Annotated in this window: 19 protein-coding genes; 7 read left to right on the forward strand and 12 right to left on the reverse strand. The window is 72.9% G+C overall.

Annotated elements, in window-relative coordinates; all coding sequences use genetic code 11:
- The first annotated feature begins 35 nt into the window (after positions 1-35).
- Positions 36-1,556: a VCBS repeat domain-containing M23 family metallopeptidase gene (locus tag DKT68_RS32525; protein WP_109816723.1), complete on the forward strand. Its 1,521-nt coding sequence runs from the start codon at positions 36-38 to the stop codon at positions 1,554-1,556.
- Between the two features lie 32 nt (positions 1,557-1,588).
- Here DKT68_RS32525 and DKT68_RS07735 read toward each other — a convergent pair whose 3' ends face one another.
- The 6 genes from DKT68_RS07735 to DKT68_RS07755 all read right to left on the reverse strand — a co-directional run bounded on the left by DKT68_RS07735 (position 1,589) and on the right by DKT68_RS07755 (position 6,719).
- Positions 1,589-2,800, reverse strand: a complete 1,212-nt coding sequence (locus DKT68_RS07735) for a hypothetical protein (protein WP_109816724.1) — start codon at positions 2,798-2,800, stop codon at positions 1,589-1,591.
- The gene (locus DKT68_RS07740; RefSeq protein ID WP_109816725.1) at positions 2,797-3,642 is read right to left on the reverse strand and encodes a phosphate/phosphite/phosphonate ABC transporter substrate-binding protein; all 846 of its coding nucleotides are present in this window, start codon (positions 3,640-3,642) and stop codon (positions 2,797-2,799) included. Before DKT68_RS07740 ends, DKT68_RS07735 begins: the two co-directional genes overlap by 4 nt.
- Positions 3,642-4,271, reverse strand: coding sequence for an acyl-CoA dehydrogenase family protein (locus DKT68_RS31825; RefSeq protein ID WP_236646778.1), 630 nt, complete (start codon positions 4,269-4,271; stop codon positions 3,642-3,644). The genes DKT68_RS07740 and DKT68_RS31825 overlap by 1 nt, the downstream gene beginning before the upstream one ends.
- Positions 4,184-4,810 (reverse strand): acyl-CoA dehydrogenase family protein, encoded by a 627-nt coding sequence (locus tag DKT68_RS31830; RefSeq protein ID WP_236646779.1) that lies wholly within the window; start codon positions 4,808-4,810, stop codon positions 4,184-4,186. Before DKT68_RS31830 ends, DKT68_RS31825 begins: the two co-directional genes overlap by 88 nt.
- Before the next feature lie 151 nt (positions 4,811-4,961).
- A complete protein-coding gene (locus DKT68_RS07750; RefSeq protein WP_109816726.1) occupies positions 4,962-5,555 on the reverse strand; it encodes a dihydrofolate reductase family protein in 594 nt (197 codons plus the stop codon).
- A gap of 102 nt (positions 5,556-5,657) precedes the next feature.
- Positions 5,658-6,719: a saccharopine dehydrogenase family protein gene (locus tag DKT68_RS07755; RefSeq protein WP_109816727.1), complete on the reverse strand. Its 1,062-nt coding sequence runs from the start codon at positions 6,717-6,719 to the stop codon at positions 5,658-5,660.
- A gap of 104 nt (positions 6,720-6,823) precedes the next feature.
- On the opposite strand from DKT68_RS07755, the gene DKT68_RS07760 reads away from it, so the two are divergent.
- Entirely contained in the window at positions 6,824-7,780 is a 957-nt protein-coding gene (locus DKT68_RS07760; protein WP_109816728.1) for a helix-turn-helix domain-containing protein, read from the forward strand.
- Positions 7,781-7,921: 141 nt separating this feature from the next.
- Here DKT68_RS07760 and katG read toward each other — a convergent pair whose 3' ends face one another.
- From katG to DKT68_RS07775, 3 genes are all read right to left on the reverse strand, one after another.
- Positions 7,922-10,198 (reverse strand): catalase/peroxidase HPI, encoded by a 2,277-nt coding sequence (gene katG / locus DKT68_RS07765; protein WP_109816729.1) that lies wholly within the window; start codon positions 10,196-10,198, stop codon positions 7,922-7,924.
- Positions 10,195-10,650 carry a Fur family transcriptional regulator gene (locus DKT68_RS07770; protein WP_109816730.1) on the reverse strand — a complete coding sequence of 152 codons (456 nt, stop codon included), beginning with the start codon at positions 10,648-10,650 and terminating at the stop codon, positions 10,195-10,197. The genes katG and DKT68_RS07770 overlap by 4 nt, the downstream gene beginning before the upstream one ends.
- A 465-nt stretch (positions 10,651-11,115) precedes the next feature.
- Positions 11,116-11,706, reverse strand: coding sequence for a hypothetical protein (locus tag DKT68_RS07775; RefSeq protein WP_109816731.1), 591 nt, complete (start codon positions 11,704-11,706; stop codon positions 11,116-11,118).
- Positions 11,707-12,132: 426 nt separating this feature from the next.
- Between DKT68_RS07775 and lanKC the strand changes: the two genes are divergently transcribed.
- The 5 genes from lanKC to DKT68_RS32365 all read left to right on the forward strand — a co-directional run bounded on the left by lanKC (position 12,133) and on the right by DKT68_RS32365 (position 18,617).
- Positions 12,133-14,697: a class III lanthionine synthetase LanKC gene (gene lanKC, locus DKT68_RS07780; RefSeq protein WP_109816732.1), complete on the forward strand. Its 2,565-nt coding sequence runs from the start codon at positions 12,133-12,135 to the stop codon at positions 14,695-14,697.
- 76 nt (positions 14,698-14,773) lie between these two features.
- A complete protein-coding gene (locus tag DKT68_RS07785) occupies positions 14,774-14,893 on the forward strand; it encodes a SapB/AmfS family lanthipeptide (RefSeq protein WP_109816733.1) in 120 nt (39 codons plus the stop codon).
- Between the two features lie 75 nt (positions 14,894-14,968).
- Positions 14,969-15,088, forward strand: coding sequence for a SapB/AmfS family lanthipeptide (locus DKT68_RS07790; RefSeq protein ID WP_109816734.1), 120 nt, complete (start codon positions 14,969-14,971; stop codon positions 15,086-15,088).
- Positions 15,089-15,153: 65 nt separating this feature from the next.
- Positions 15,154-16,821 (forward strand): ABC transporter ATP-binding protein, encoded by a 1,668-nt coding sequence (locus DKT68_RS07795; RefSeq protein WP_109816735.1) that lies wholly within the window; start codon positions 15,154-15,156, stop codon positions 16,819-16,821.
- Positions 16,818-18,617, forward strand: a complete 1,800-nt coding sequence (locus DKT68_RS32365; RefSeq protein ID WP_109816812.1) for an ATP-binding cassette domain-containing protein — start codon at positions 16,818-16,820, stop codon at positions 18,615-18,617. Before DKT68_RS07795 ends, DKT68_RS32365 begins: the two co-directional genes overlap by 4 nt.
- On the opposite strand, the gene DKT68_RS07805 is transcribed toward DKT68_RS32365, so the two are convergent.
- From DKT68_RS07805 to DKT68_RS07815, 3 genes are all read right to left on the reverse strand, one after another.
- On the reverse strand, positions 18,547-19,164 hold the full coding sequence (locus tag DKT68_RS07805; protein WP_109816736.1) for a response regulator transcription factor: 618 nt from the start codon (positions 19,162-19,164) through the stop codon (positions 18,547-18,549). The two genes, DKT68_RS32365 and DKT68_RS07805, sit on opposite strands and share 71 nt — an antisense overlap.
- 119 nt (positions 19,165-19,283) lie before the next feature.
- Positions 19,284-19,955 carry a response regulator transcription factor gene (locus tag DKT68_RS07810; protein ID WP_109816737.1) on the reverse strand — a complete coding sequence of 224 codons (672 nt, stop codon included), beginning with the start codon at positions 19,953-19,955 and terminating at the stop codon, positions 19,284-19,286.
- Positions 19,956-20,148: 193 nt separating this feature from the next.
- A complete protein-coding gene (locus DKT68_RS07815) occupies positions 20,149-20,721 on the reverse strand; it encodes a hypothetical protein (RefSeq protein WP_109816738.1) in 573 nt (190 codons plus the stop codon).
- Between the last annotated feature and the right edge of the window lie 7 nt (positions 20,722-20,728).

Raw genomic sequence — 20,728 nt, forward strand, 5'->3', positions numbered from 1 at the left:
TCCCCCCCGGGCACCATCCCGACAGGAGCCACGCCATGTTCCGGCACTCGCGTACCCCTCTGCGCCGCTCCCTGGTCGCGCTGCTCACCCTGGCTGCGGCGGTTCTGACAGCCGTGGTGGCGACACCCTCGCCCGCGTTCGCCGCACCGAACTTCAAGGCGCCGTTCCCGTGCGGGCAACGGTGGACCTACGACCACCACAGCGCGGAGGTACGGCAGGCGCTGGACTTCGTCCGCGCCGACGGCGGGACGACCGGAGGCACCCCGCAGGTCGCCTCCGCCGCGGGTGTGGCCCGGCACTACTCCCAGCCCAGCGGCGCCGGCAACTACATCGTCATCGACCACGGTGGCGGCTGGACGACCTACTACTTCCATCTCAGCGCCTACTCGGTCGCCAACGGCGCGTACGTGCAGCAGGGCCAGCAGATCGGCATCACCGGCAGCACGGGCAACTCCTCCGGACCGCACGTCCACTACGAGCAGCTCTACAACGGCGTCGGCCAGACGATCGTCATCAACGGCGTCTCACTGGCGCCGTACCCGGCGCAGTACCACCAGAAGTACCTGGTCAGTGACAACTGCGGCGGGTCGTCGGCCGGCGGCCGGTACCTGGCCGGCTCGCCCACCGACTTCACCGGCGACGGCCGCGACGACATCGTCGCGTTCACCCGGGGATCGCTCAACGACGTGTACGTGTCGTCGTCCACCGGGACCTCGTTCGCCGGAACGTCGGCGAAGTGGAACGACTTCTTCGGCCTGAACGACGAGACGCTGCTGTCCGGGGACTTCAACGGTGACGGCCGCGACGACATCGTGGCCTTCACGCACGGCTCGCTCGCCGACGTCCACGTGGCGTTGTCGACCGGGTCGTCGTTCGCGGGCGCCACCCGATGGCACGACTGGTTCGCGCCGGGCGCCGAGGTGGCCGCGGTCGGCGACGTCAACGGCGACAGCCTCGACGACATCGTCGCCTTCACCCACAACGACGCCGGGGACGTTCACGTCGCCCTGTCCACCGGGTCGTCGTTCGCCGGTACGGCGCTGAAGTGGCACGAGTACTTCTCGATCGGAGGCGAGTACCCGGCCCTCGGTGACGTCAACGGCGACGGCCGGGACGACATCATCACGTTCACGCAGGGTCCGGTCACGGCGTCGGACGTCATCGTCGCCCTGTCCACGGGGTCGTCGTTCGGCGCCGCCCAGACGTGGCACGACCTGTTCGCCGTGGGCACGGAACAGCCCCGCGTCGGGGACATCAACGGAGACGGCAAGGACGACATCGTCACGTTCACCTGCAACGCCGACGCCGACGTCTACGCGGCCGTCTCCACCGGCACCTCCTTCGTCGGCACCACCGTGAAGTGGAACGACTTCTTCTGCCTCGCCGGCGAGTTCCCCTATCTGGGTGACTACGACGGCGACGGCAGGGACGACATCATCGCCTTCACCAAGGGCAGCCTCAACGACGTCTACGTCGGCCTCTCGACCGGCACCGCCTTCGGCGGCGGCGCGAAATGGCACGACTTCTTCGGCCTACCCAACGAAACCACCCTCTGACTCCACTCGGCCACGGCGAGCAGGCCGGCGGCCTACATGAAGTTGCGGGTGTGCAGGGCGGAGAGCTCGGCGGCCTCGTCGGGGCGGAAGCCCAGTCGTACCAGCCGGCGCTGCCGACCCTGGTCCATCGCGTGCTGGAGCTCCTGCACCCGCTGGAAGCCGGCGGACACGTCATCGGGACGCCAGCTTCCCGCCGCGAGCACGACGAGCGCGTCGAAGACGTCCGCGTTGAGGCCGGCGGTGTCGATGAGCGCGTCGTGTCGCCGGTGGATGGCCGCGCGCAGCCGGTCCCGCAGCCGCGGGTCCACCGTCGCCTGGTGCTCCAGGTGCGCCATGCCGAACACCACGTGCCGGCGCTCGTCCTGCATCGCCAGCCAGCAGATCCGGCGGGTCACCGGGTCCGGGGCGTTCCGCTCCAGGAACGAGAGCAGGTCCACGAAGCTGCCCTCGCCGAGCACGGACAGCAGGAACGAGGCCAGGGCGAAGTCGGACTCCGCGACGAGCGTGAAGAGCGACTGTCGGCCGCCGGCCGACGACGTGCCCAGCTCCGCGCCCCGCAGCAGCGCACGCCGGCTGAACACCTCCATGTGCCGGGCCTCGTCGGCCATCTGCACCGCGAGAAGCTGCGTCACCTCGCGGAAGTGCGGGTGGATGCGCCCGACGAAGCGCGCCGGCACGACGAGCGCGGCCTGCTCGTTCTCGACGAGGTAGGTCATCACCTGCACCACCGCCGCCTCCACGTCGGCCGGCAGCGTGAACGCGTCGTCCCACGGGACCTCGCTCTCCGGGTCCCACTGTCGGGCGGCGGCCTGGGCGTACAGCTTGGGCGCCACGTCGGCCCACACCAGATCGCGCTCGTCCAGGTCGAACCGGGCCTCGGGGCCGCCGGCCTCCAGCAGCGCGCCGCGGGCGCCGAGCCCCCACCGTGGCGGCGGGCGGCTGCTGAGCGCCGTGGGCAGGGCCGGGCCGGCCCGTTCCGCGCCGAACCAGCGGTCGTCATCGGCCGTGCCCCGGACGACCACCGCCACCAGCTCGCTCCGATCGGCGGGATCCGGCCATTCGACCCGGTGCCCCCGGCTCCGGCACCACGCGGGCAGGTGCACGGGCAGGGCCGGGTCGCGGCCGGAGACCGCCAGCCGGCCACCGGGCGGCAGCCCGGCGAGGGCGCGCTGCACCAGCAGGTGCGCTCCCCGGCCGAAGCCCAGGCCGCCGAGGTGGATCTCGGCGGCGGGTACGGCGTTCACGGCCGGTAGCCGGCGGCCGTCACCCGCCCGTCGGCGGCGTAGAACCCGCTCGCGTCGACCGCGCGGGCGAGCGCGTCGTACCCCGAGGTCCGGCTGTCCTCCCAGGCCGTCAGTCCCTCCAGGTCGAGCAGTGGCCGCACCTGCGAATCGGCGTACGACATGCCGCGCAGAAGCGTGCCGAAGAGCCGGACCCCGGCCGACGCGGGGTCGCGGACCGTCATGTTGCAGTGGTCGTATCGCGCGGTCTGCGCGACGATCCGGGTGCCCTCCGGCGGCAGCGTGCCCTCCTGGACGAACGCCAGGTGATTGGCGTCGATCATGCAGGCGGCGTCCACCTCCTTGGCGATGAGGGCCCGGGCCGCGTCGCGCTCACCGCCGATGTGGTCGCCGTGCAGACCGACGCCCACGTCGAACCGGCGGACGTCGACCGGCACGCCGGCCGCCGCGAGGTGGCCGAGCGGGATCAGCGTCGCCTGTGGGCTGTCCACGGCACCGACGGCGACCACCAGCCCGGCGAGGTCCTCGACCTGCCGCACCGGCGAGTCGGCGCGCACCACCACGACGGAGGTGAGGTCCCGGTCGGTGTCGCGCATGGTGAGCGCGTGCACGGCGCTGCCGCTGGCCGCCGCCAGCCGTTCGGCCCGCAACCAGGCGAGGGGTGAGTTCCACGCCGCGTCGATCCGGCCGGCGACCAGGTCCTCGACCTGCCGCTCGTAGTGGGAGTAGAGGACGAAGTCGAAGTCCAGGCCGTTGCCCCGCAGCCAGGCGCGGAAGCCCTCCCAGATGGTCACGACCTTGGGGTCGTACGCGACGGCGCCCATCAGGACCGTTGGCGCCGGCATCAGCGGTTGGCCTCGTCGAACAGCGGCAGCCCGGTGGCGACGCGGCCGACGAAGTCGTGCAGGGCGTCGGTGGTCGGTGCCATCACCCGGGCCGCCCGGGAGTCGCGGAACCGGCGTTCGAGCCCCAACTCCTTGCGGAACGCGCTGCCGCCGCAGAGCTGCATCGCGCCGTCGGTCACCTCGGCGGCGGTCTCGCCAGCGAGCGCCTTGACCTGCAACACCCGCAGCATCGCGTCGTCCCGGCCGGTCTCCAGCGCGGTGAGGGTGTCGCCGAGGAAGGCGCGCAGGGCGTCGGCGCGGATCTTCAGCTGGGCGAAGCCACGCCGGGTGACCGGCGCGTCGCGGAGGGCCGCGCCGGTGTGCGTCAGTGTGGTCCTCGTGAGGTGGCGGCCAGCCTCGGCGACCGCGCTGTCCGCGAGGCCGAGGCAGAACGCGGCGTTCAACACCAGGAACCAGGGCAGGACCGCGCCGAGCGCGGTGTCGAGGCCAGCGCCGTCGGCGGCCAGCATGGCGCCGGTGGAGACCCGGAGCCCGTCGGCCGTCATCGGTCGGGAGCCGTTGCCGCGCAGGCCGAGCCCGTCGAAGTCGCCGGTGACGCTGAGGCCGACGCTGTCGGCCGGACGAGCCACAGGGTCATCGGGCCGGCCCCCGGGGAGAGGGGGAGACTCGACCATACGTAGCTGTTCGCCTCGCCGGCCGAGGTGACCCAGCTCTTCCTGGCGTCGAGCCGGACCGTGCCGTCGTCGGCCGCCGCCGCGGTGCCGGTCGGCGACCAGAAATGGCTGCGCGAGCCGTACTCGGAGAAGGCCAGCGTGGTCAGGTGGTCACCGGCGGCGATGGCCTCGCGGACCTCGCGCGGGCCGTGCGCCTCGATGACGGCGGTCGCCGCGTAGTGCATGAGAACGACCATCGCCGTCGACCCGCACTCGGCGGCCAACCGCTCGATGACCTGGGCGACCTCGCGCATGCCCTGGCCGGCGCCGCCGACCTCCGTCGAGGAGGCCAGGCCGAGCAGGCCAGCCGCGCCGAGAGCGTCGATGCCCTGCCGGGGAAAGGCCCCGTTCCGGTCGACGGTCGCCGCCTGGGGACGGATCACGTCGTCGAGCACCGTGCCGAGTGTGTGCGAGGTGTCGGTGCGGGAGCGGGGATTGTCGACACTGGCCGTCATGAGAGGTGTCCCCTTCAGTCGGAGCGCTGCAACCGCTGTCGAAGCTATCCGATGAAGGAACCGCCGTGCGGCATCGTCGATGGCCGTCGTCGTTGGGGTGTCGCGCGGGCGGGCACGGACTCTCGGTGCCCGCCCGCTTCCCCGGTGTGCTTCAGGACTCGGCTCTGGTGTAGGTCGCGATGATGACGCCGGTGGTCGTCACCTGGCTTCCGCTGAGCCGCAGCCGCCGCTGGGCGCCGTCGTCAGGGAAGATCCGCTTGCCGCCGCCGACGAGGACCGGCTCGATGAAGAGTCGGAGCTCGTCGACGAGGTCGTTCTCGATGAGGGTCTGGGTCAGCCGGGAACTGCCGACGACGTGGAGGTCTCCGCCGTCCTCCTGCTTCAGCGACTCCACGGCCTTGGCGACGTCGCCGTCGAGGACCGTCGAGTTGTGCCAGGCGAGCGGCTCGGTGAGCGTCGTCGACACGACGTACTTCGGCCGGTTGTTGAGCACCTCGGCGAGCGTCGCGAGCTCGTCGGGAGCGGTCGGCCAGAACGACGCGAAGATCTCGTACGTACGCCGGCCGAACAGGAAGGCGCCGGTCTCGACCGTGGTCCTGGTGACCCAGTTCGTCGTCATGTCGTCCATGTGGGGCATGTGCCAGCCGCCGTGGCGGAAGCCACCGTCGCTGTCCTCCCCGTCGTAGCCCGGGGCCTGTACGACCCCGTCGAGGGTCATCCATTCGTCCGCGATCAACTTCCGCACGTCGGTCTCCTACGGGTCGCCTGTGTCGCCGCCACATTCTGCCGAACAACCGGCGAGGCGAGGGGGCACCGCACCTGGGCCGCCCAGCATCGCGGCCGAGGGTCAGGCGGACCGTGGCGCGCGCGACTCGTGGCACGGTCCGAGCGAGATGCACGCGGACAGCGCGCGGAGGAAGTCGGGCGCGTCGAAGATCGCGCCGGCGGAGGCGACCCCGCTCGTCCTCGTCCGACCGTCGAGGATGCGTTGGACCGCTTCGACCGCCAGCGGTGCGCTGCTGGCGTAGATGTCCTGGCCTCTGGCGACGACGCGTCGCTGCGTGTCGCCGGAGCGCACGATGACGTCGACCGTGAACGTCTGCGCGGACCGGCCGCGCTCGTCGACCGCCGTCGGTGCGGGCGTGCCTGGCGCGGCCAGTTCCCTCGCCGCGTCGGTGGCCATGTACGTCCGCACCTCGGGGATGGACAGGTGGCTGGGGACGGTGACGACGTCGGCCATCGCGAAGTCGCCGAGAACGGCCCGGGGGCCCGTCGGGGCGGGGAAGTCCCACTGCACGGTTGGCAGGTCACGCTCGTCGGCGTGGTACTCCAGCCGGCCACCGGTGTAGCGGACCCGTTGGCCGTCGCGCCGTTGCCGGGAGACGGCGCCGGAGGCGAGGGTCCCCGCCGTGGGGTGCCAACTGCTCAGTCCGTACGCGACGTGTGCCTCGTCGGCCGCCGCCCAGTCGCCCATCGCGGTCGTGACCAGCAGATCGCCGAGGCCGCCGAAGAAGGCCATCGCCGGGACCACCGCGACGCCCGCGCTCCGGGCGCGGTCGCTGAACTGCGTGAACGTGTCGACGTTGGCCTCGATCTCGGCCGCCACATCCACGTAGGGGACTCCGGCGCGCAGGGCGGCCTCGATCACGGGGGCCGCCGTCGAGACGAACGGGCCGGCGCAGTTGATGACGGCGGCGGCGCCCTTCAACGCCTGGTCGAGCGAGGCCGGATCGTCGACCGACACCACCCGGTGTTCGAGCCCCTCGTGCGACGCCGCCAGCGCCTGGAGCTTGCCCCCGTCGCGGCCGAGGAGCAGCGGGACGAACCCGCGGTCGCGCAACTCCGTGACCACGAACCGCCCGGTGTGTCCGTACGCCCCGAACACCGCCACCGCCTGGTTCGAACCCATCCGCAGTTCCTCCGTACTCCTCGAAAGATCGACTGAGACGATCCTCTCCGCGGTGGCCGGCCTGAACCAGTGTCTGGAACGCCATCCCCCGTACAGTTTCGGACATGGCCACCATCGCGCTCGCCGCCACCGACGGAATGCTGCACTTCGAGCTCGCCATGGCCTGCGAGGTCTTCGTCCGCGACCCCTCCGGCCTGGCGGACCCGTGGTATGACCTCGTGGTCTGCGGTCCGGGGCCGGTCCGGGTCGGCGCGTTCCGCGTGGAGCCGGACGACGGGCTGGACCGACTCGCCCACGCCGACACCGTGATCATCCCGGCCGTTGACGACATCGACGCCGACGTGCCACCCGACCTGCTCGACGCCGTCCGCGCGGCCCACCAGGCGGGCGCTCGGATGGTCTCGCTGTGCACCGGTGCGTTCGTGCTGGCCGCCGCCGGGGTGCTGGACGGGCTGCGCGCGACCACGCACTGGGCCCACACCGAGGCGCTGGCCGCCCGCTATCCCCGGGTGACGGTCGACCCGGACGTGCTCTACGTCGACAACGGCACCGTGCTCGCCTCCGCCGGCAAGGCCGCCGCGATCGACCTGTGCCTGCACCTGATCCGCCGCGACCACGGCTCGACGGTCGCCAACGCCGTCGCCCGCCGCCTGGTCGTGCCCCCGCATCGCGCCGGCGGTCAGGCCCAGTTCGTCACCACCCCGGTGCCGGCCCGCGACGACCATCCCCTCGCCCACCTGTTTCCCTGGGCGATGGAACGGCTGGACTGCCCGCTGACCGTGGAGGACCTGGCCCGGCAGGCGAACATGAGCTCCCGCAACCTGGCCCGCCACTTCAGGGCGGTGGCGGGCACCACCCCGTTGCAGTGGCTGTCGACGCAGCGGATCCGCCGGGCGCAGGAGCTGCTGGAGAACACCGACACCAGCATCGACGTGATCGCGCAGGCGGCGGGCATGGGCACCGCCACGACGCTGCGTCGACACTTCCACCGCACGGTCGGTGTGTCTCCGGACGCCTACCGTCGCACCTTCCGCAGGCCCGGGCCCGCGTCCGGATCGTGATCATCACCCGGTCGGCGGGCTGACAGCGTCGCGGCCCGGCACGAGGGCGGCGAACCCGGGCGCCGTCCGCCCGACCACACAACGGGGCGAGCCCCGGTCGATCGCAGGTGGATCGACCGGGGCTCGCGGGTTGGCGCCGAATCAGGCGACGTCGAACCGGTCGAGTTCCATGACCTTGGTCCAGGCCGCGACGAAGTCGGCGACGAACTTCTCGCGGGCGTCGTCGCTGGCGTAGACCTCGGCGAGGGCACGCAGCTGGGAGTTGGAGCCGAAGATGAGGTCGACCGCGGTGGCGGTCCACTTCACCTCGTCGGTGGCCAGGTCCCGGATCTCGTACACGTGCTCGTCGGACTCCGACGCCTTCCACCGGGTGCCCGGGGAGAGCAGGTTGGCGAAGAAGTCGTTGCTGAGCACGCCGGGCCGGTCGGTGAGGACGCCGTGCGGCGAGCCGCCAACGTTGCCTCCGAGGGCGCGCAGGCCGCCGATGAGGACGGTCATCTCGGGCGCGGACAGGCTCAGCATGTACGCACGGTCGAGGAGCAGCACCTCCGGCTGAGTCTTCTCGCCCGGCCGCAGGTAGTTGCGGAACCCGTCGGCGCGCGGCTCGAGGACCCGGAAGGACTCGACGTCGGTCTGCTCCTGAGAGGCGTCGGTGCGGCCCGGGCGGAATGGCACGGTCACCTCGACGCCGGCGTCGCGCGCCGCCTTCTCCACCGCGGCCGCACCGGCCAGCACGATCAGGTCCGCGAGCGAGACTTTCGCGCCGCCAGCCTCGTTGAACTCCCGCTGGATGCCCTCCAGTGCCTCCAGGACCGTCGCGAGCTGCTCGGGCTGGTTGACCTCCCAGCTACGCTGCGGCTCGAGACGGATGCGTGCGCCGTTGGCGCCGCCGCGCTTGTCCGTCGACCGGAAGCTCGCGGCGGAGGCCCAGGCGGTGGAGACCAGCTGGGCGGTCGTGAGCCCGGACTCCAGGACCTTCGCCTTGAGGGCGGCGACGTCCGCGTCACCCACGAGCTCGTGGTCGACGGCCGGCACCGGGTCCTGCCACAGCTGGGGCTCGGCCACCCACGGCCCGAGGAAGCGGCTGATCGGACCCATGTCGCGGTGCAGCAGCTTGTACCAGGCCTTGGCGAAGGCCAGCGCGAACTGGTCCGGGTTCTCCAGGAAGCGGCGCGAGATCTTCTCGTACGCCGGATCGAAACGCAGCGCCAGGTCGGTCGTCAGCATCGTCGGCTTGTACTTCTTGGACGCGTCGAACGGGTCCGGGATGATCTCCGGAGCGTCCTTGGCGACCCACTGCTTCGCGCCGGCGGGGCTCGTGGTGAGCTCCCACTCGAAACCGAAGAGGATCTCGAAGAAGCGGTTGCTCCACTGCGTCGGCACGTCGGTCCACGTCACCTCGAGGCCGCTGGTGATCGTGTCCCGGCCCTTGCCGGTGCCGTGGCTGCTCAGCCAGCCCAGGCCCTGCGCCTCCAGCGGGGCGCCCTCGGGCTCCGGGCCCACGGTGTTGTCGGCGGGGGCCGCGCCGTGGGCCTTGCCGAAGGTGTGGCCGCCGGCGATGAGGGCGACGGTCTCCTCGTCGTTCATCGCCATCCGGCCGAAGGTCTCCCGGATGAAGTACGCCGCCGCCCGCGGGTCCGCGTTGCCGTTCGGGCCCTCCGGGTTGACGTAGATGAGGCCCATCTCGGTCGCGCCGACCTCGGGCGCCATCTCGGCCTCGCTGACGTAACGCTCGTCACCCAGCCAGGTGTCCTCGGGACCCCAGAAGATCTCCTCGGGCTCCCAGACGTCCTCCCGGCCGAAGCCGAAGCCGAACGTCTTGAAGCCCATCGACTCCAGGGAGACGTTGCCGGCGAGCACGAGCAGGTCGGCCCACGAGATCTTCTGGCCGTACTTCTGCTTCACCGGCCACAGCAGGCGTCGCGCCTTGTCGAGGTTGGCGTTGTCCGGCCAGCTGTTGAGCGGCGCGAAACGCTGCCCGCCGTCGCCGGCGCCGCCACGACCGTCGTGGATGCGGTAGGTGCCGGCGGAGTGCCAGCTCATCCGGATCATCAGACCGCCGTAGTGGCCGAAGTCGGCCGGCCACCAGTCCTGCGAGGTGGTGAGCACCTGCACGATGTCCTGCTTGAGCGCCTCGACGTCGAGCTTGGCGAACTCCTTGGCGTAGCTGAAGTTCTCCCCCAGCGGGTTGCCCTTGGCGGAGTGGGCGTGCAGCACCGACAGGTCGAGCTGGTTGGGCCACCAGTCCCGGTTGGTGCGCGGGCGACCGCCGGTCTTCGGGGTCGGCGAGTCGATCGCCGGGTTCTCGCTCTCGCTGCCGTGCGAGGTCACCGAGTCGTGCGCGACCGGGCAACCGGCCGCTGCCTTCTTGTCCACGCCCTGTGCACTGGCCGGGGCCTGGTCCTGGGTGTCGCTCATGTACTTCCTTCCGAGCTGGCGGATCGCTGGGCGGTGCGTTCGGTCGCGCAGTCGGGGCAGGTGCCCCAGTACACGACCTCCGCCTCGTCGATCACGAAGCCGTGATCGTCCGAGGCGGTGAGACAGGGGGCGTCGCCGACGGCGCAGTCGATGTCGGCGATGACGCCGCAGGAGCGGCACACGACGTGGTGGTGGTTGTCCGCCACGCGCGCTTCGTAGCGGGCGGTGGCACCGGCCGGCTGGATGCGCCGCACCAGACCCGCGTCGGTGAGCGCACGCAGGACGTCGTAGACCGCCTGGTGGGAGACCGTGGGGAGGTCGGTCCGTACCAGCCGGATCACCGTGTCGGTGTCGACGTGCGGGTGGTCCCGCAGCGCGGCGAGCACCGCCAACCGGGGCCGGGTCACGCGCAACGAGACGGCTCGCAGCTGCGCCTCAAGGCCGGACGTCATGTGCTGAACATAGCCCACTCTTTTGGAATGGATCAAGTTTTCCTGGATCCCCGACCCGCACGTGCCGGATGGCACCCAACGGGCGCGATCGAGCCTGATGATCTCAATGGCGCCGTCGGGGCACGCGGCGGCGCGCCGGAGACACCCCGTTCGCGCCGACGATCAGGATGGCCCGTCGATGTCCAGGACGAACCGGCCCCGGGCCGCGCTGTGTTCGGTCAGGTCGTGTGCCTGATGCGATCTCCCCCAACGGCAGCCGGGCGGCGATTGGACAGCGCAGGCCACCGGCGCCCAGCGCGGCGGTCAGGTCGGGATGCGCGGCTCGGCCGCACCGGTGGCGTAGGTGGCGGTCACGCCGCCGTACCGGAGGATCTCCAGGCTGGTCGGCGTGAGGCCGACCCGACCGACCGACGGCGGGCCGCGAGCTGTCAGGCCGCTTCAGAGACTGCTGTTCACCGGGACGGGTCAGTCCGGCAGCAGACGTCGCAGCACGCCCTTGCTGGTGGCGCCGACCCGGTAGGACTGCACGAGGTACGAACCGCAGACGATGTTCGCGCCGGCGAGCAGGGGCACCGCGTACTGGGCGATCCGCTGCCTCCGCTGCCACATCGCGAGATCGGCAGGGGTCCGCTCGGTGGACAGGGTGGCGTCCCGCACCTCCACCTGATCACCGCGCCGGTGCGCCTCCTCGGCCACCTGGCCGATCCGCTTGCCGCAGTACGCCGAGTAGGCGCTGGCGGCCGCGCCGGCCACGGCGATGCCGGCCTTCACCGCGCCGACCGTTCCGAAGCCCTTCTGCAGGGCCATCCGCCGACCACCGACCCGGGCGAGCTGGAGCCCGCCGAGCAGGGTCGCGCCGATACCGAGCCACTGCGCGGGGCTGAAGCGACCCCAGGCCGACTCCGCGACGCGGATCCGGTCGATGCCCTGCTGCAGGTCGCTGCCGGACTTGTTGACTCCCGCGACGCCCATCACCGTGCCGCCGAACCAGAGCGCCGACCCGACGTCGTGTACCGCCTGCGCCACCGCGTGGTTGTCCGTAGCGGTCAACTGCATCTCTCGGCCCTCCGCGCCCCGTGTGACTGCCTTCCCGGATTCAAGCACTGTTCCGCAGGGTCCGAATGGCGTTCCGGGAAGCCCGGGTGGTACCCACGGCACCAGCCTGCCCGCGACGCGGCGACGGGACCGGCGGCGGGGCTGCGCCAATGAGCCTGCCGGCGCCTCCGAAGGGCCGCACGACGGCGGCCCGCCGAACCGGCCTGAATCCGCCCCGAAACCGGCGCAGGCCTCATGTTCGCCGGCCGGGCATTCCACTCGCCTGACCAGAGCCGCAGGTCAGGCATTGTTCATCGCCTCAAACTCCGCCAATGTCACCATTTGCCGGTGTGATTATCACCGTGCCGTCATGACTCATCACACTATGAACACGGATCGGCCACTCGCAGGATTGACGTCACCAACCAGGTGGCGGAGGCGAGCAGGATGGATGATCGGTACGACTCGTACTGTGCGGTCGACCCGCTCTTCTACGACTCGCTGTCGACGGCGGCGTCGACGGCGCCCCGATACGCGGCCGACCGCCCGCTGCCCGCCGGCTGGGAGCGCGAGACCAAGGACGACTGGCTGGTGTACGGGCCGGTCGGCGGCACCCTCCCCCAGCAGGGCTGGAAGATCCACATCTCCGCTCGGCTCGACAACGCCGAACGGGTGCTCACCCGGGTTCTCGACTACTGCCAGGCCCGGGACATCCCGGTCAAGCACCTGCGCGGTCCGCGGCTGCTCCTGATGCGCAACAGCAAGTACGCCCGGCGCGGCAGCAGCGGCAAGTTCATCACCGTCTACCCGCGCGACGACGCCGAGCTGGAGCTGACCGCGAAGGAGCTGGCCGACCTGCTCGACGGCGAGCCGGGGCCGTACGTGCTCAGCGACCTGCGCTACGGCGCCGGCCCCGTGCACCTGCGCTACGGCGGTTTCGCCGCCCGGTACTGCCTCTCCCCCGACGGCCAGGTCGTCCCGGCGATCGAGGACCAGCACGGCCGGCTCGTCCCGGACCGGCGCGATCCGGTGTTCCACGTGCCCGAGTGGGTCACCCTGCCGGACTTCCTCGCCCCGCACCTGGCCGCCCGCAACGCCACCACCACCGGCGACCTGCCGTACCGGATCGAGAAGGTCATCCACTTCTCCAACGGCGGCGGGCTGTACGAGGCCCGGGACACCCGCACCGATGAGCGGGTGGTGTTGAAGGAGGCCCGCCCGCACGCCGGGCTGGACTCCACCGGCACCGACGCGGTGACCCGGCTGCACCGCGAGGCCGAGATGCTGACCCGGCTGGCGGACGTGCCGCACCTGGTGCGCGTGCACGACCAGTTCACCCTCGGCGAGCACGAGTTCCTGGCTCTGGCGTACGTCGACGCCCGCCCACTCAACCGGCTGATCGTGGAGCGGCACCCGCTCGTGCACCTGGACGCCGACCGGGCCGCCTACACCCGCTGGGCGCTCGACGTGGACCGGCAGGTGTCCGAGGCGCTGGCGGCGATCCACGCCCACGGCGTCGTCTACGGCGACCTGCACATGTTCAACATCCTGGTGGCCGAGGACGGCACCGTCACGCTGGTCGACTTCGAGGTGGCGGCACCGCTGGAGGAGGCGACCCGGCCCGCGCTGCGCAACCAGGCGTTCGCCGCCCCGCGCGACCGCACCGGGTTCGACGTGGACCGGTACGCGCTGGCCTGCCTGCGGCTGGCCCTGTTCCTGCCGCTGACCGCCATGCTGCGGCTGGCCCCGGGCAAGGGCGCGCACCTGGCCGACGTGATCGCGGAGCACTTCCCGGTGCCACGGGCCCTGCTGGACGAGGCGGTCGCCGTACTCGACGGGACGCCCGACGCTGCGGCGCGCACCGCCCCCCGGCTCGAACCGGGCACCCTGGAGATCGACCCGGACGACTGGCCGGGGCTGCGTGACCGGCTCGCCGCCGCGATCGTCGCCAGCGCCACCCCACACCGTGACGACCGGCTCTTCCCCGGCGACATCCAGCAGTTCACGGGCGCCGACGGCGGGCTGAACGTCGCACACGGCGCGGCCGGGGTGCTCTGGGCGCTGCACGCGACCGGCGCGGGCGTCGATCCCGAGCACGAGCGGTGGCTCGTCGACCGGGTCCGCGAACCGGCCTCCGGCACCCGGCTCGGCTTCTACGACGGGCTGCACGGCATCGCGTACGTGCTGGACCGCCTGGGCCGGCACGAGGAGGCGCTGCGCCTGCTCGACGCCTGCCTCGCCGAGCCGTGGCACGCCCTCGGCGCCGACCTGGCCAGCGGCCTGTCCGGCGTCGCACTGAACCTCGCCCACTTCGCGGACACCACCGGGGACCGTCGCTACCTCGACGCCGCCCGGCAGGCGGCCAGCCTGGTCACCGAACGGCTCGGCCCGGTGGACTCGGTTCCGGAGATCAGCGGTGGCCGCAACCCGTGGGCGGGGCTGACCCGCGGCGGCGCCGGGATCGCCCTGATGCTGCTGCGGATGTACGAGCGCGACGGCGATCCGGCGCTGCTGGACCACGCGGGCACCGCGTTGCGGCAGGACCTGCGCCGGTGCGTGCTGCGGGAGGCCGGTCACCTTGAGGTCAACGAGGGGTGGCGGACGATGCCGTACCTCGCGCACGGCAGCGTGGGCGTCGGGCTGGTGCTCGACCAATACCTGGCGCACCGGGCCGACGAGGAGCTGGGCGACGCGGCGCGGGCCATCCGGCGCTGCGCGGACTTCCCGTTCTACGCCCAGTCGGGCCTGTTCGCCGGGCGCGCCGGGATCGTCGCCTACCTCGCCGAGCGCGGCGAGCTGGACCAGGCCCGTGACCAGGGCCGGCTGCTGAGCTGGCACGCCCTGCCGTACCGGGGACTGCCCGCCTTCCCGGGCGAGCAGTTGCTGCGCCTGTCCATGGACCTCGCCACCGGGACCGCGGGGGTACTGACCGCGCTGGCGGCGACCCGCCCGGAGCGCACCGTACGACTGCCGTTCCTCACGCCGCGCACCGACGGGGCGGCCGGCGACTGACCGGCACACACCAGCTCCCCGGGGGTCACTCCGGGTGAAACCGAACACCGCGAGACGACGAGGGAGGTGAACACGAATGGCTCTGCTGGACCTCCAGGGAATGGAGCTGCCGGCCGCCGAGCGGACCGGTGGCGGCAGCCAGGCCAGCCTGCTGCTCTGCGGCGACAGCTCGCTGAGCATCACCACCTGCAACTGACGCCGACGGTCACCGCAGCGGTGACCGCGGCCCACCGAACCAGAACCCAACCGACGACCGGAAAGAGGTAAGGACATGGCTCTTCTCGACCTTCAGGGGATGGAACTGCCCACCGCCGAGCGCACCGGTGGCGGCAGCCAGGCCAGCCTGCTGCTCTGCGGCGACAGCTCGCTGAGCATCACCACCTGCAACTGACGCCGAGTTCGTCTGGTCCCGGGCCGGTTCCCACCGGCCCGGGGCCGCGCTCATGGGAGGGGTGGATGACGCCAGCCGACCGGCTCCTGCTGCGGGCCGTCCGCGCCGCCGGCTGGTGGACGCCGGCGCTGCTGGTCGTCACGCTGGCCGGGGTCGCCGCCGAGCTTGCGCTGCCGGCCGTCCTCGGCCGCGCCGTCGACGCCGCGGTCGGCTCCGCCCCGACGTCCGGGCCGTACGGCTGGCTCCCCGTGGTCGCCGGGCTCGTCGCGGTCATCGTGGTCACCGGCGCGCTGCGCGACTACGGCACCGGCGTCGCCGCCGCCCGGTCCACCGCCAGCCTGCGCCACCTGCTCGTGCGGCACGTCTTCGCCCTGGACCCCCGGCGCGCGGCCCGACACCCGGTCGGCGAGCTGGTGGGCCGGCTGGTGGGACAGGTGGCCGACGCGGGGCAGGCGGCCCCGACGGCCGTGCTGGCCGTCACCGCCACGGTGCCGCCGCTGGGCAGCCTGGTGGCGCTCACCCTCATCGACCCGTGGCTCGGCCTCACCTTCGTCGCCGGGCTGGTGATCCTGGGGGTGCTGCTGCGGACCTTCGTCGCCGACGCCTCGGCCGCGGTCGCCGGCTACCAGCAGGCGCAGGGGCTGCTCGCCGGACGGCTGGTCGAGGCCCTGGCCGGGGCGCGGACCATCGCCGCCGCCGGCACCGCCGACCGGGAGGTGGACCGGATCCTGGCGCCGGTCGACGCGCTGCGCGAACACGGCGCGCGAACCTGGTCGGTGCTGGCCCGCGCGGCCGCCCGCGGCGCCGTGGTCAGCCCCCTGCTCCAGCTCGCCGTGGTGGCGGTGGGCGGGCTCGCACTCGCCGCCGGCCGGCTCACCCCGGGTGAACTGCTGGCCGCCGTGCAGTACGCGGCCCTCGGTGCGGGGCTGGGCACCGTGGTCAGCACGCTGAACAAGCTGGTCCGGGCACGGGCCGGCTGTCGCCGGGCGACCGACGTGCTCGGCGAGCCGGTCCGCCGCTACGGCACCCGGGCGCTGCCGGCGGGGCCGGGCGAGCTGCGGCTGTGCGGGGTCACCGTGCGGTCCGACGACGGACGGCCCCTGCTCGACCGGGTCGACCTGCACGTCCCCGGTGGGGCACTGCTCGCCGTGGTCGGCCCGTCCGGGTCCGGCAAGTCCCTGCTGGCGGCCGTGGCGGGCCGGCTGCGCGACCCCGACGAGGGCGAGGTACGCCTGGACGGGGTGCCACTGCCCGAGCTGACGCACACGGCTCTGCACACCGCGGTGGGCTACGGGTTCGAACGGCCGGTGCTGGTCGGTGCGACGGTCCGCGAGGCCGTCGGGCACGGCCGGGACCCGGTGCCGACGGCACGGGCGGCGGCCATCCACGACTTCGTCGAGCGGTTGCCCGTCCGCTACGACACCGAGTTGGCCGACGTCGCGATGTCGGGTGGGGAGCGGCAGCGCCTCGGTCTGGCCCGCGCGATGCGCGCCGACCGCCTGCTCATCCTCGACGACGCCCTGTCCAGCCTGGACACCGTCACCGCCTACCGGGTCGGCCAGGCGTTGACCGCCGCGGCGGACCGGCGTACCCGGGTGGTGGTCGGCTACCGCGTGCCGACCGCCGCCGCGGCGGACCTGGTCGTGTGGCTGGACGGCGGGCGGGTGCGCGCGGTCGGTCCGCACCTGCTGCTGTGGGCCGACCCGGCGTACCGGGCGGTGTTCCGGTCGTGACCACGGTCGGCGCGGTGGTGCGGGCGGCGCTGCGGGGCCGGCGGGCGGCGCTGTGGCGGCTGGCCGGGTGGTCGGTGGCCGAGTCGCTGCCGGCGGCGGCCGCGGGCCTGCTGACCGCACGGGCGGTGGACGACGGCTTCCTGGCGGGCCGGCCCCTGGCCGGGCTGCTCTGGCTGGCCCTGCTGGGCGGGGCCGTGCTGGTCGGCGCGTACGGCACCGCCCGTGCCTACGCGCTGCTCGGGGACGTCGTCGAGCCGTTCCGCGACGAGCTGCTGCACCGGGTGGTCGCCGCCGCGGTCGGGCAGGCGACGGCCGCCGGCGGCCGCGCCGACGACGCCGTGGTGGCCCGGCTGACCCATCAGGTGGAGCTGGTCCGGGACACCTGGGCGGGCCTGCTGATGGTGATCCGCGGGTTCCTGTTCGCCGCGGGCGCCGCCCTGATCGGTCTGGTCTCGCTGGCCGCGCCGGTCGCGTTGGTGGTGGCCGTGCCGGTGCTCGCCGGGCTGGGCCTGTTCGTCGTGGCGCTACCGGCGATGGTCGCGCGGCAGCGGCAGTACGTGCTGGCCGACGAACGGCTGGGTCGGGTCGCGGTGACCGCCGTGTCCGGGCACCGCGACGTCGTCGCCAGCGGCGCCCGGGACCGGACGGCCGACTGGGTCGGCGAGCAGGTGGACGCCCAGGCGCGGGTGGAGCGCCGGCTGGCCACCATGGCCGCCACCCGGGCCCTGAGCCTGGCCGTCGGCGGGTGGCTGCCGGTGCTGGCGGTGCTGCTCTCCGCCCGCTGGCTGGTCGAGCAGGGCCTCGGCCCGGGGGCGGTGCTGGGCGCGCTGATCTACGTGGTGCGCGGGGTGCAGCCGGCGCTGCACACGCTGGTGCAGGGGGTGGCCGCCGGTGGGCTGCGCTTCGCCGTCACCCTCGACCGGCTGCTGCGCACCAGCGCCCACCTCGACGCCGTTCACGAACGCCCGGTCGCCACGGTGACCGCGCCGCGCGCGAGCACCGCCACGCCGGCCCTGTCGCTGCGGGGTGTCACCTTCCGGTACGGGCCGTGCGCGGCACCGGTGCTCGACGGCTTCGACCTCGACGTACCCGACGGCGACCACCTCGCGATCGTCGGCGCCAGCGGGATCGGCAAGTCCACACTGGCCAACCTGGTCGCCGGCATCCTGCACCCGCAGGCCGGGCGGGTCCACCTCGGTGGCCTGCCGGTTGCCGGCGCGAGCCCGGCCGAGCTGGCCCGGCGGCGGGTGCTCATCCCGCAGGAGGCGTACGTCTTCACCGCGCCCGTGCGGGACAACCTGGCGTACCTGCGCCCCGACGTACCGCAGGAGGTGCTGGAGCGGGCGGTGGCCCGGCTGGGCCTGGGCGGGCTGGTGCGGCGGCTCGGCGGCTACGACGCGACCCTGCGCCCGGCGGATCTCTCCGCCGGTGAGCGGCAGCAGGTCGCCCTGCTGCGGGCCTGGCTGTCGCCGGCCCGGCTGGTGATCCTCGACGAGGCGACCTGTCACCTGGACCCGCCGACCGAGGCGCGCCTGGAGCGGGCCTTCGCCGAGCGGCCGGGGACCCTGGTGGTGATCGCGCACCGGGTCAGCTCGGCGCTGCGCGCCCGCCGGGTGCTGCTGCTGGACGGCGCCAGCGCGCTGCTGGACGACCACGAGGGGCTGCTGGAACGCTCCGCCACCTACCGTGAGCTTGTCGGGTATTGGACAGACGGCCCGGAGCGGGTCAGATCCAGCCCGACTCCCGTGCGATCCGGACGGCGTCCAGACGGGTCCGCGCACCCGTCTTGGCCATGATGCGCGACAGGTGGTTGCGCACCGTCCCCGCCGACAGGGCCAGCTTCCGTGCGATCTCCCGCACCGGATGGCCCTCGGCCACGATGTCCAGCACCTCCCGCTCGCGCGGGGTCAACGGGTTGTCGTGCCCGTCGAGCGCGGCCACCACCAGGTCGGGATCGAGGACGACCTCCCCGGCGGCGAGGTCACGGACGCCGTCGGCGATCCGGCCCGGCGCGACATCCCGGCCGAGGAGACCGACGTGGCGGCCGTGCTCGGCGATCAGCGGGCTCAGCCGGGCCGCCCGGCGCGGCTCGACCAGCATCAGCAGGCGAGCGCCGTCGTCCCGCAGGGACGCGAGGTCGGGGGTCAGCCGGCACAGCTCGTCGGTCGGCAGGATCCGCACGTCGAGCACGGCGACGTCCGGACGCTCGGCCCGCACGGCCGCCCAGAAGCCGTCCGGCGTGTCCGTCTCCCCCACGACGTCGATGCCGGCCTCGGTGCGGAGGTAGTGGGCGAGGGCACCCCGGACCAGCTCGCCCTGTAGGGCGAGCACTGTTCGGACCATCCCGATCCCCCCATCGTGGACCCCCGTCCGCTGACAATGTGTACGCGTGGAAGCACACGCAGTTAGGGATCCTAGGACAGTGCGTCGCTTTGCAACAGGCCGGTCACAGTCTGGCGACCTCAGATCCAGCCGGCGTCCTGCGCCCGGCGGACCGCCTCCCAACGATTGCGGGCACCGGTCTTGCGCAGGAGGGTCGACATGTGGTTGCGAACGGTGCCAGGGGCCAGGAAGAGCGCCTCGGCGATCTCCTTCGACCGCAGTCCCCGCGCCGCCGCCGCGGCGACCTCGCGTTCGCGATCGGTCAGCGGGTTGACCGACGCCTCGATGGCGGCCAGCGCCGCGAGCGGGTCGATCCGGCGTTGCCCCCGGGCGACCGCCCGCAACTGACAGAGCAGGTCGGACGGTGGCACGTCCTTCGCGATGACGCCACGCACCCGATCACGGAGCGCCCGGCGCAGCATCCGCGGGGTACGCCGGCCGGTCAGCAGGACGACGACACAGCCCGGCGCGTCGACGCGCAGACGTGCCATCAACGCCGGCAGGTCGTCGAGCACGTCGAGATCGGCCAGCACCAGGTCGGCCGCCCGGTCACCGGCCAGGCCCGACACGTCCCCGGACGGGTCGACCTCTCCCACCACCGCGAAGTCGGCAGCCGCGTCCAGCACCGACACCAGGACACCGCGCAGCAGGCCCGGCGCCCCGACGACCGCCACCCGGACCACCGACCGTGGCCCCGCCTCCGACGAGGAGCCCGGGTCCCGACCACGAAGCGACGACAGGCTGGCTGCCATGGCCCTCCTCCAGCGGACACCACGGGCTTGCGGCGCAACCGGCCGGCGAACACCCACCGGACGGCGCCTCCGCCCGGTGCGGACATCTGACCTGGGCGATCCTCGAACAGGATAGGGCGTTACCGGCCGGTCCGCTCAGCGGCGCATCCGTGTCGGGGCCGCAGCGAGGCCGCGCCACGGGAGTCGTCCACGGCTAGCGGTTCCTCGAGACGACCCGCTTGAGAGCCAGGTAGGCGACCCCTCCGGCCAGCACCCAGGGCGCGGCCACGATGATCGGGTCGAGCGGGTGGTGCACACGGTCCGCCCGCTTGCCGCGCAGGCGCGAGGAGAGGCCGTGGTGGGTGAACTCGCTCAGAACGCCGGTCTCGGTGATCGGGTTGTCGGGGTGGCGGGACGCGAACGAGCGGAGAGTGCTCTCCACCGCGTCCACCCGGTCCGCCGCGAGCAGGAGCAGCCAGTGGGCCGCCCGGCCCTCGCTGTACGTGCGGTAGGAGTACCGGCGGATCACCCCGGAGAGTCCCTTGGGCGGGCACGAGGTGCCGAAGACCGGGGTGAGGAACTTGTGCTCGATCGACATCTCCCGCGGCCACTTCTCGGGCTGCCGCTCCGGGAACTCCCAGTGCGCGCCGTTGAGGTTCGGGTCGAACCGCTCCTTCGGCACCGAGGGGCGGTCCTCGGGGTCGAGGTCGACGCCCCACCCGGGGATCCGGGCACGCAGCTCGTCGCTGGATTCGGCCAGTTTCGGCTTGTCCGGTGTGTAGGGCATGGTCGGG

The sequence above is a fragment of the Micromonospora acroterricola genome (assembly GCF_003172955.1).
Taxonomy (GTDB): Bacteria; Actinomycetota; Actinomycetes; order Mycobacteriales; family Micromonosporaceae; genus Micromonospora; species Micromonospora acroterricola.

Excerpts from the sequence above, each read along its gene's own strand:
- DKT68_RS07785 (WP_109816733.1), top strand. The coding sequence starts at position 14,774 with ATGGCTCTGCTGGACCTCCAGGGAATGGAGCTGCCGGCCGCCGAGCGG.
- DKT68_RS07805 (WP_109816736.1), bottom strand. The coding sequence starts at position 19,164 with ATGGTCCGAACAGTGCTCGCCCTACAGGGCGAGCTGGTCCGGGGTGCC.
- DKT68_RS07810 (WP_109816737.1), bottom strand. The coding sequence starts at position 19,955 with ATGGCAGCCAGCCTGTCGTCGCTTCGTGGTCGGGACCCGGGCTCCTCG.
- DKT68_RS31830 (WP_236646779.1), bottom strand. The coding sequence starts at position 4,810 with ATGACGGCCAGTGTCGACAATCCCCGCTCCCGCACCGACACCTCGCAC.
- DKT68_RS07755 (WP_109816727.1), bottom strand. The coding sequence starts at position 6,719 with ATGGGTTCGAACCAGGCGGTGGCGGTGTTCGGGGCGTACGGACACACC.
- DKT68_RS07790 (WP_109816734.1), top strand. The coding sequence starts at position 14,969 with ATGGCTCTTCTCGACCTTCAGGGGATGGAACTGCCCACCGCCGAGCGC.
- katG (WP_109816729.1), bottom strand. The coding sequence starts at position 10,198 with ATGAGCGACACCCAGGACCAGGCCCCGGCCAGTGCACAGGGCGTGGAC.
- DKT68_RS07775 (WP_109816731.1), bottom strand. The coding sequence starts at position 11,706 with ATGCAGTTGACCGCTACGGACAACCACGCGGTGGCGCAGGCGGTACAC.
- DKT68_RS07770 (WP_109816730.1), bottom strand. The coding sequence starts at position 10,650 with ATGACGTCCGGCCTTGAGGCGCAGCTGCGAGCCGTCTCGTTGCGCGTG.
- DKT68_RS07815 (WP_109816738.1), bottom strand. The coding sequence starts at position 20,721 with ATGCCCTACACACCGGACAAGCCGAAACTGGCCGAATCCAGCGACGAG.
- DKT68_RS07795 (WP_109816735.1), top strand. The coding sequence starts at position 15,154 with ATGACGCCAGCCGACCGGCTCCTGCTGCGGGCCGTCCGCGCCGCCGGC.
- DKT68_RS07740 (WP_109816725.1), bottom strand. The coding sequence starts at position 3,642 with ATGCCGGCGCCAACGGTCCTGATGGGCGCCGTCGCGTACGACCCCAAG.
- DKT68_RS07760 (WP_109816728.1), top strand. The coding sequence starts at position 6,824 with ATGGCCACCATCGCGCTCGCCGCCACCGACGGAATGCTGCACTTCGAG.
- DKT68_RS32525 (WP_109816723.1), top strand. The coding sequence starts at position 36 with ATGTTCCGGCACTCGCGTACCCCTCTGCGCCGCTCCCTGGTCGCGCTG.
- lanKC (WP_109816732.1), top strand. The coding sequence starts at position 12,133 with ATGGATGATCGGTACGACTCGTACTGTGCGGTCGACCCGCTCTTCTAC.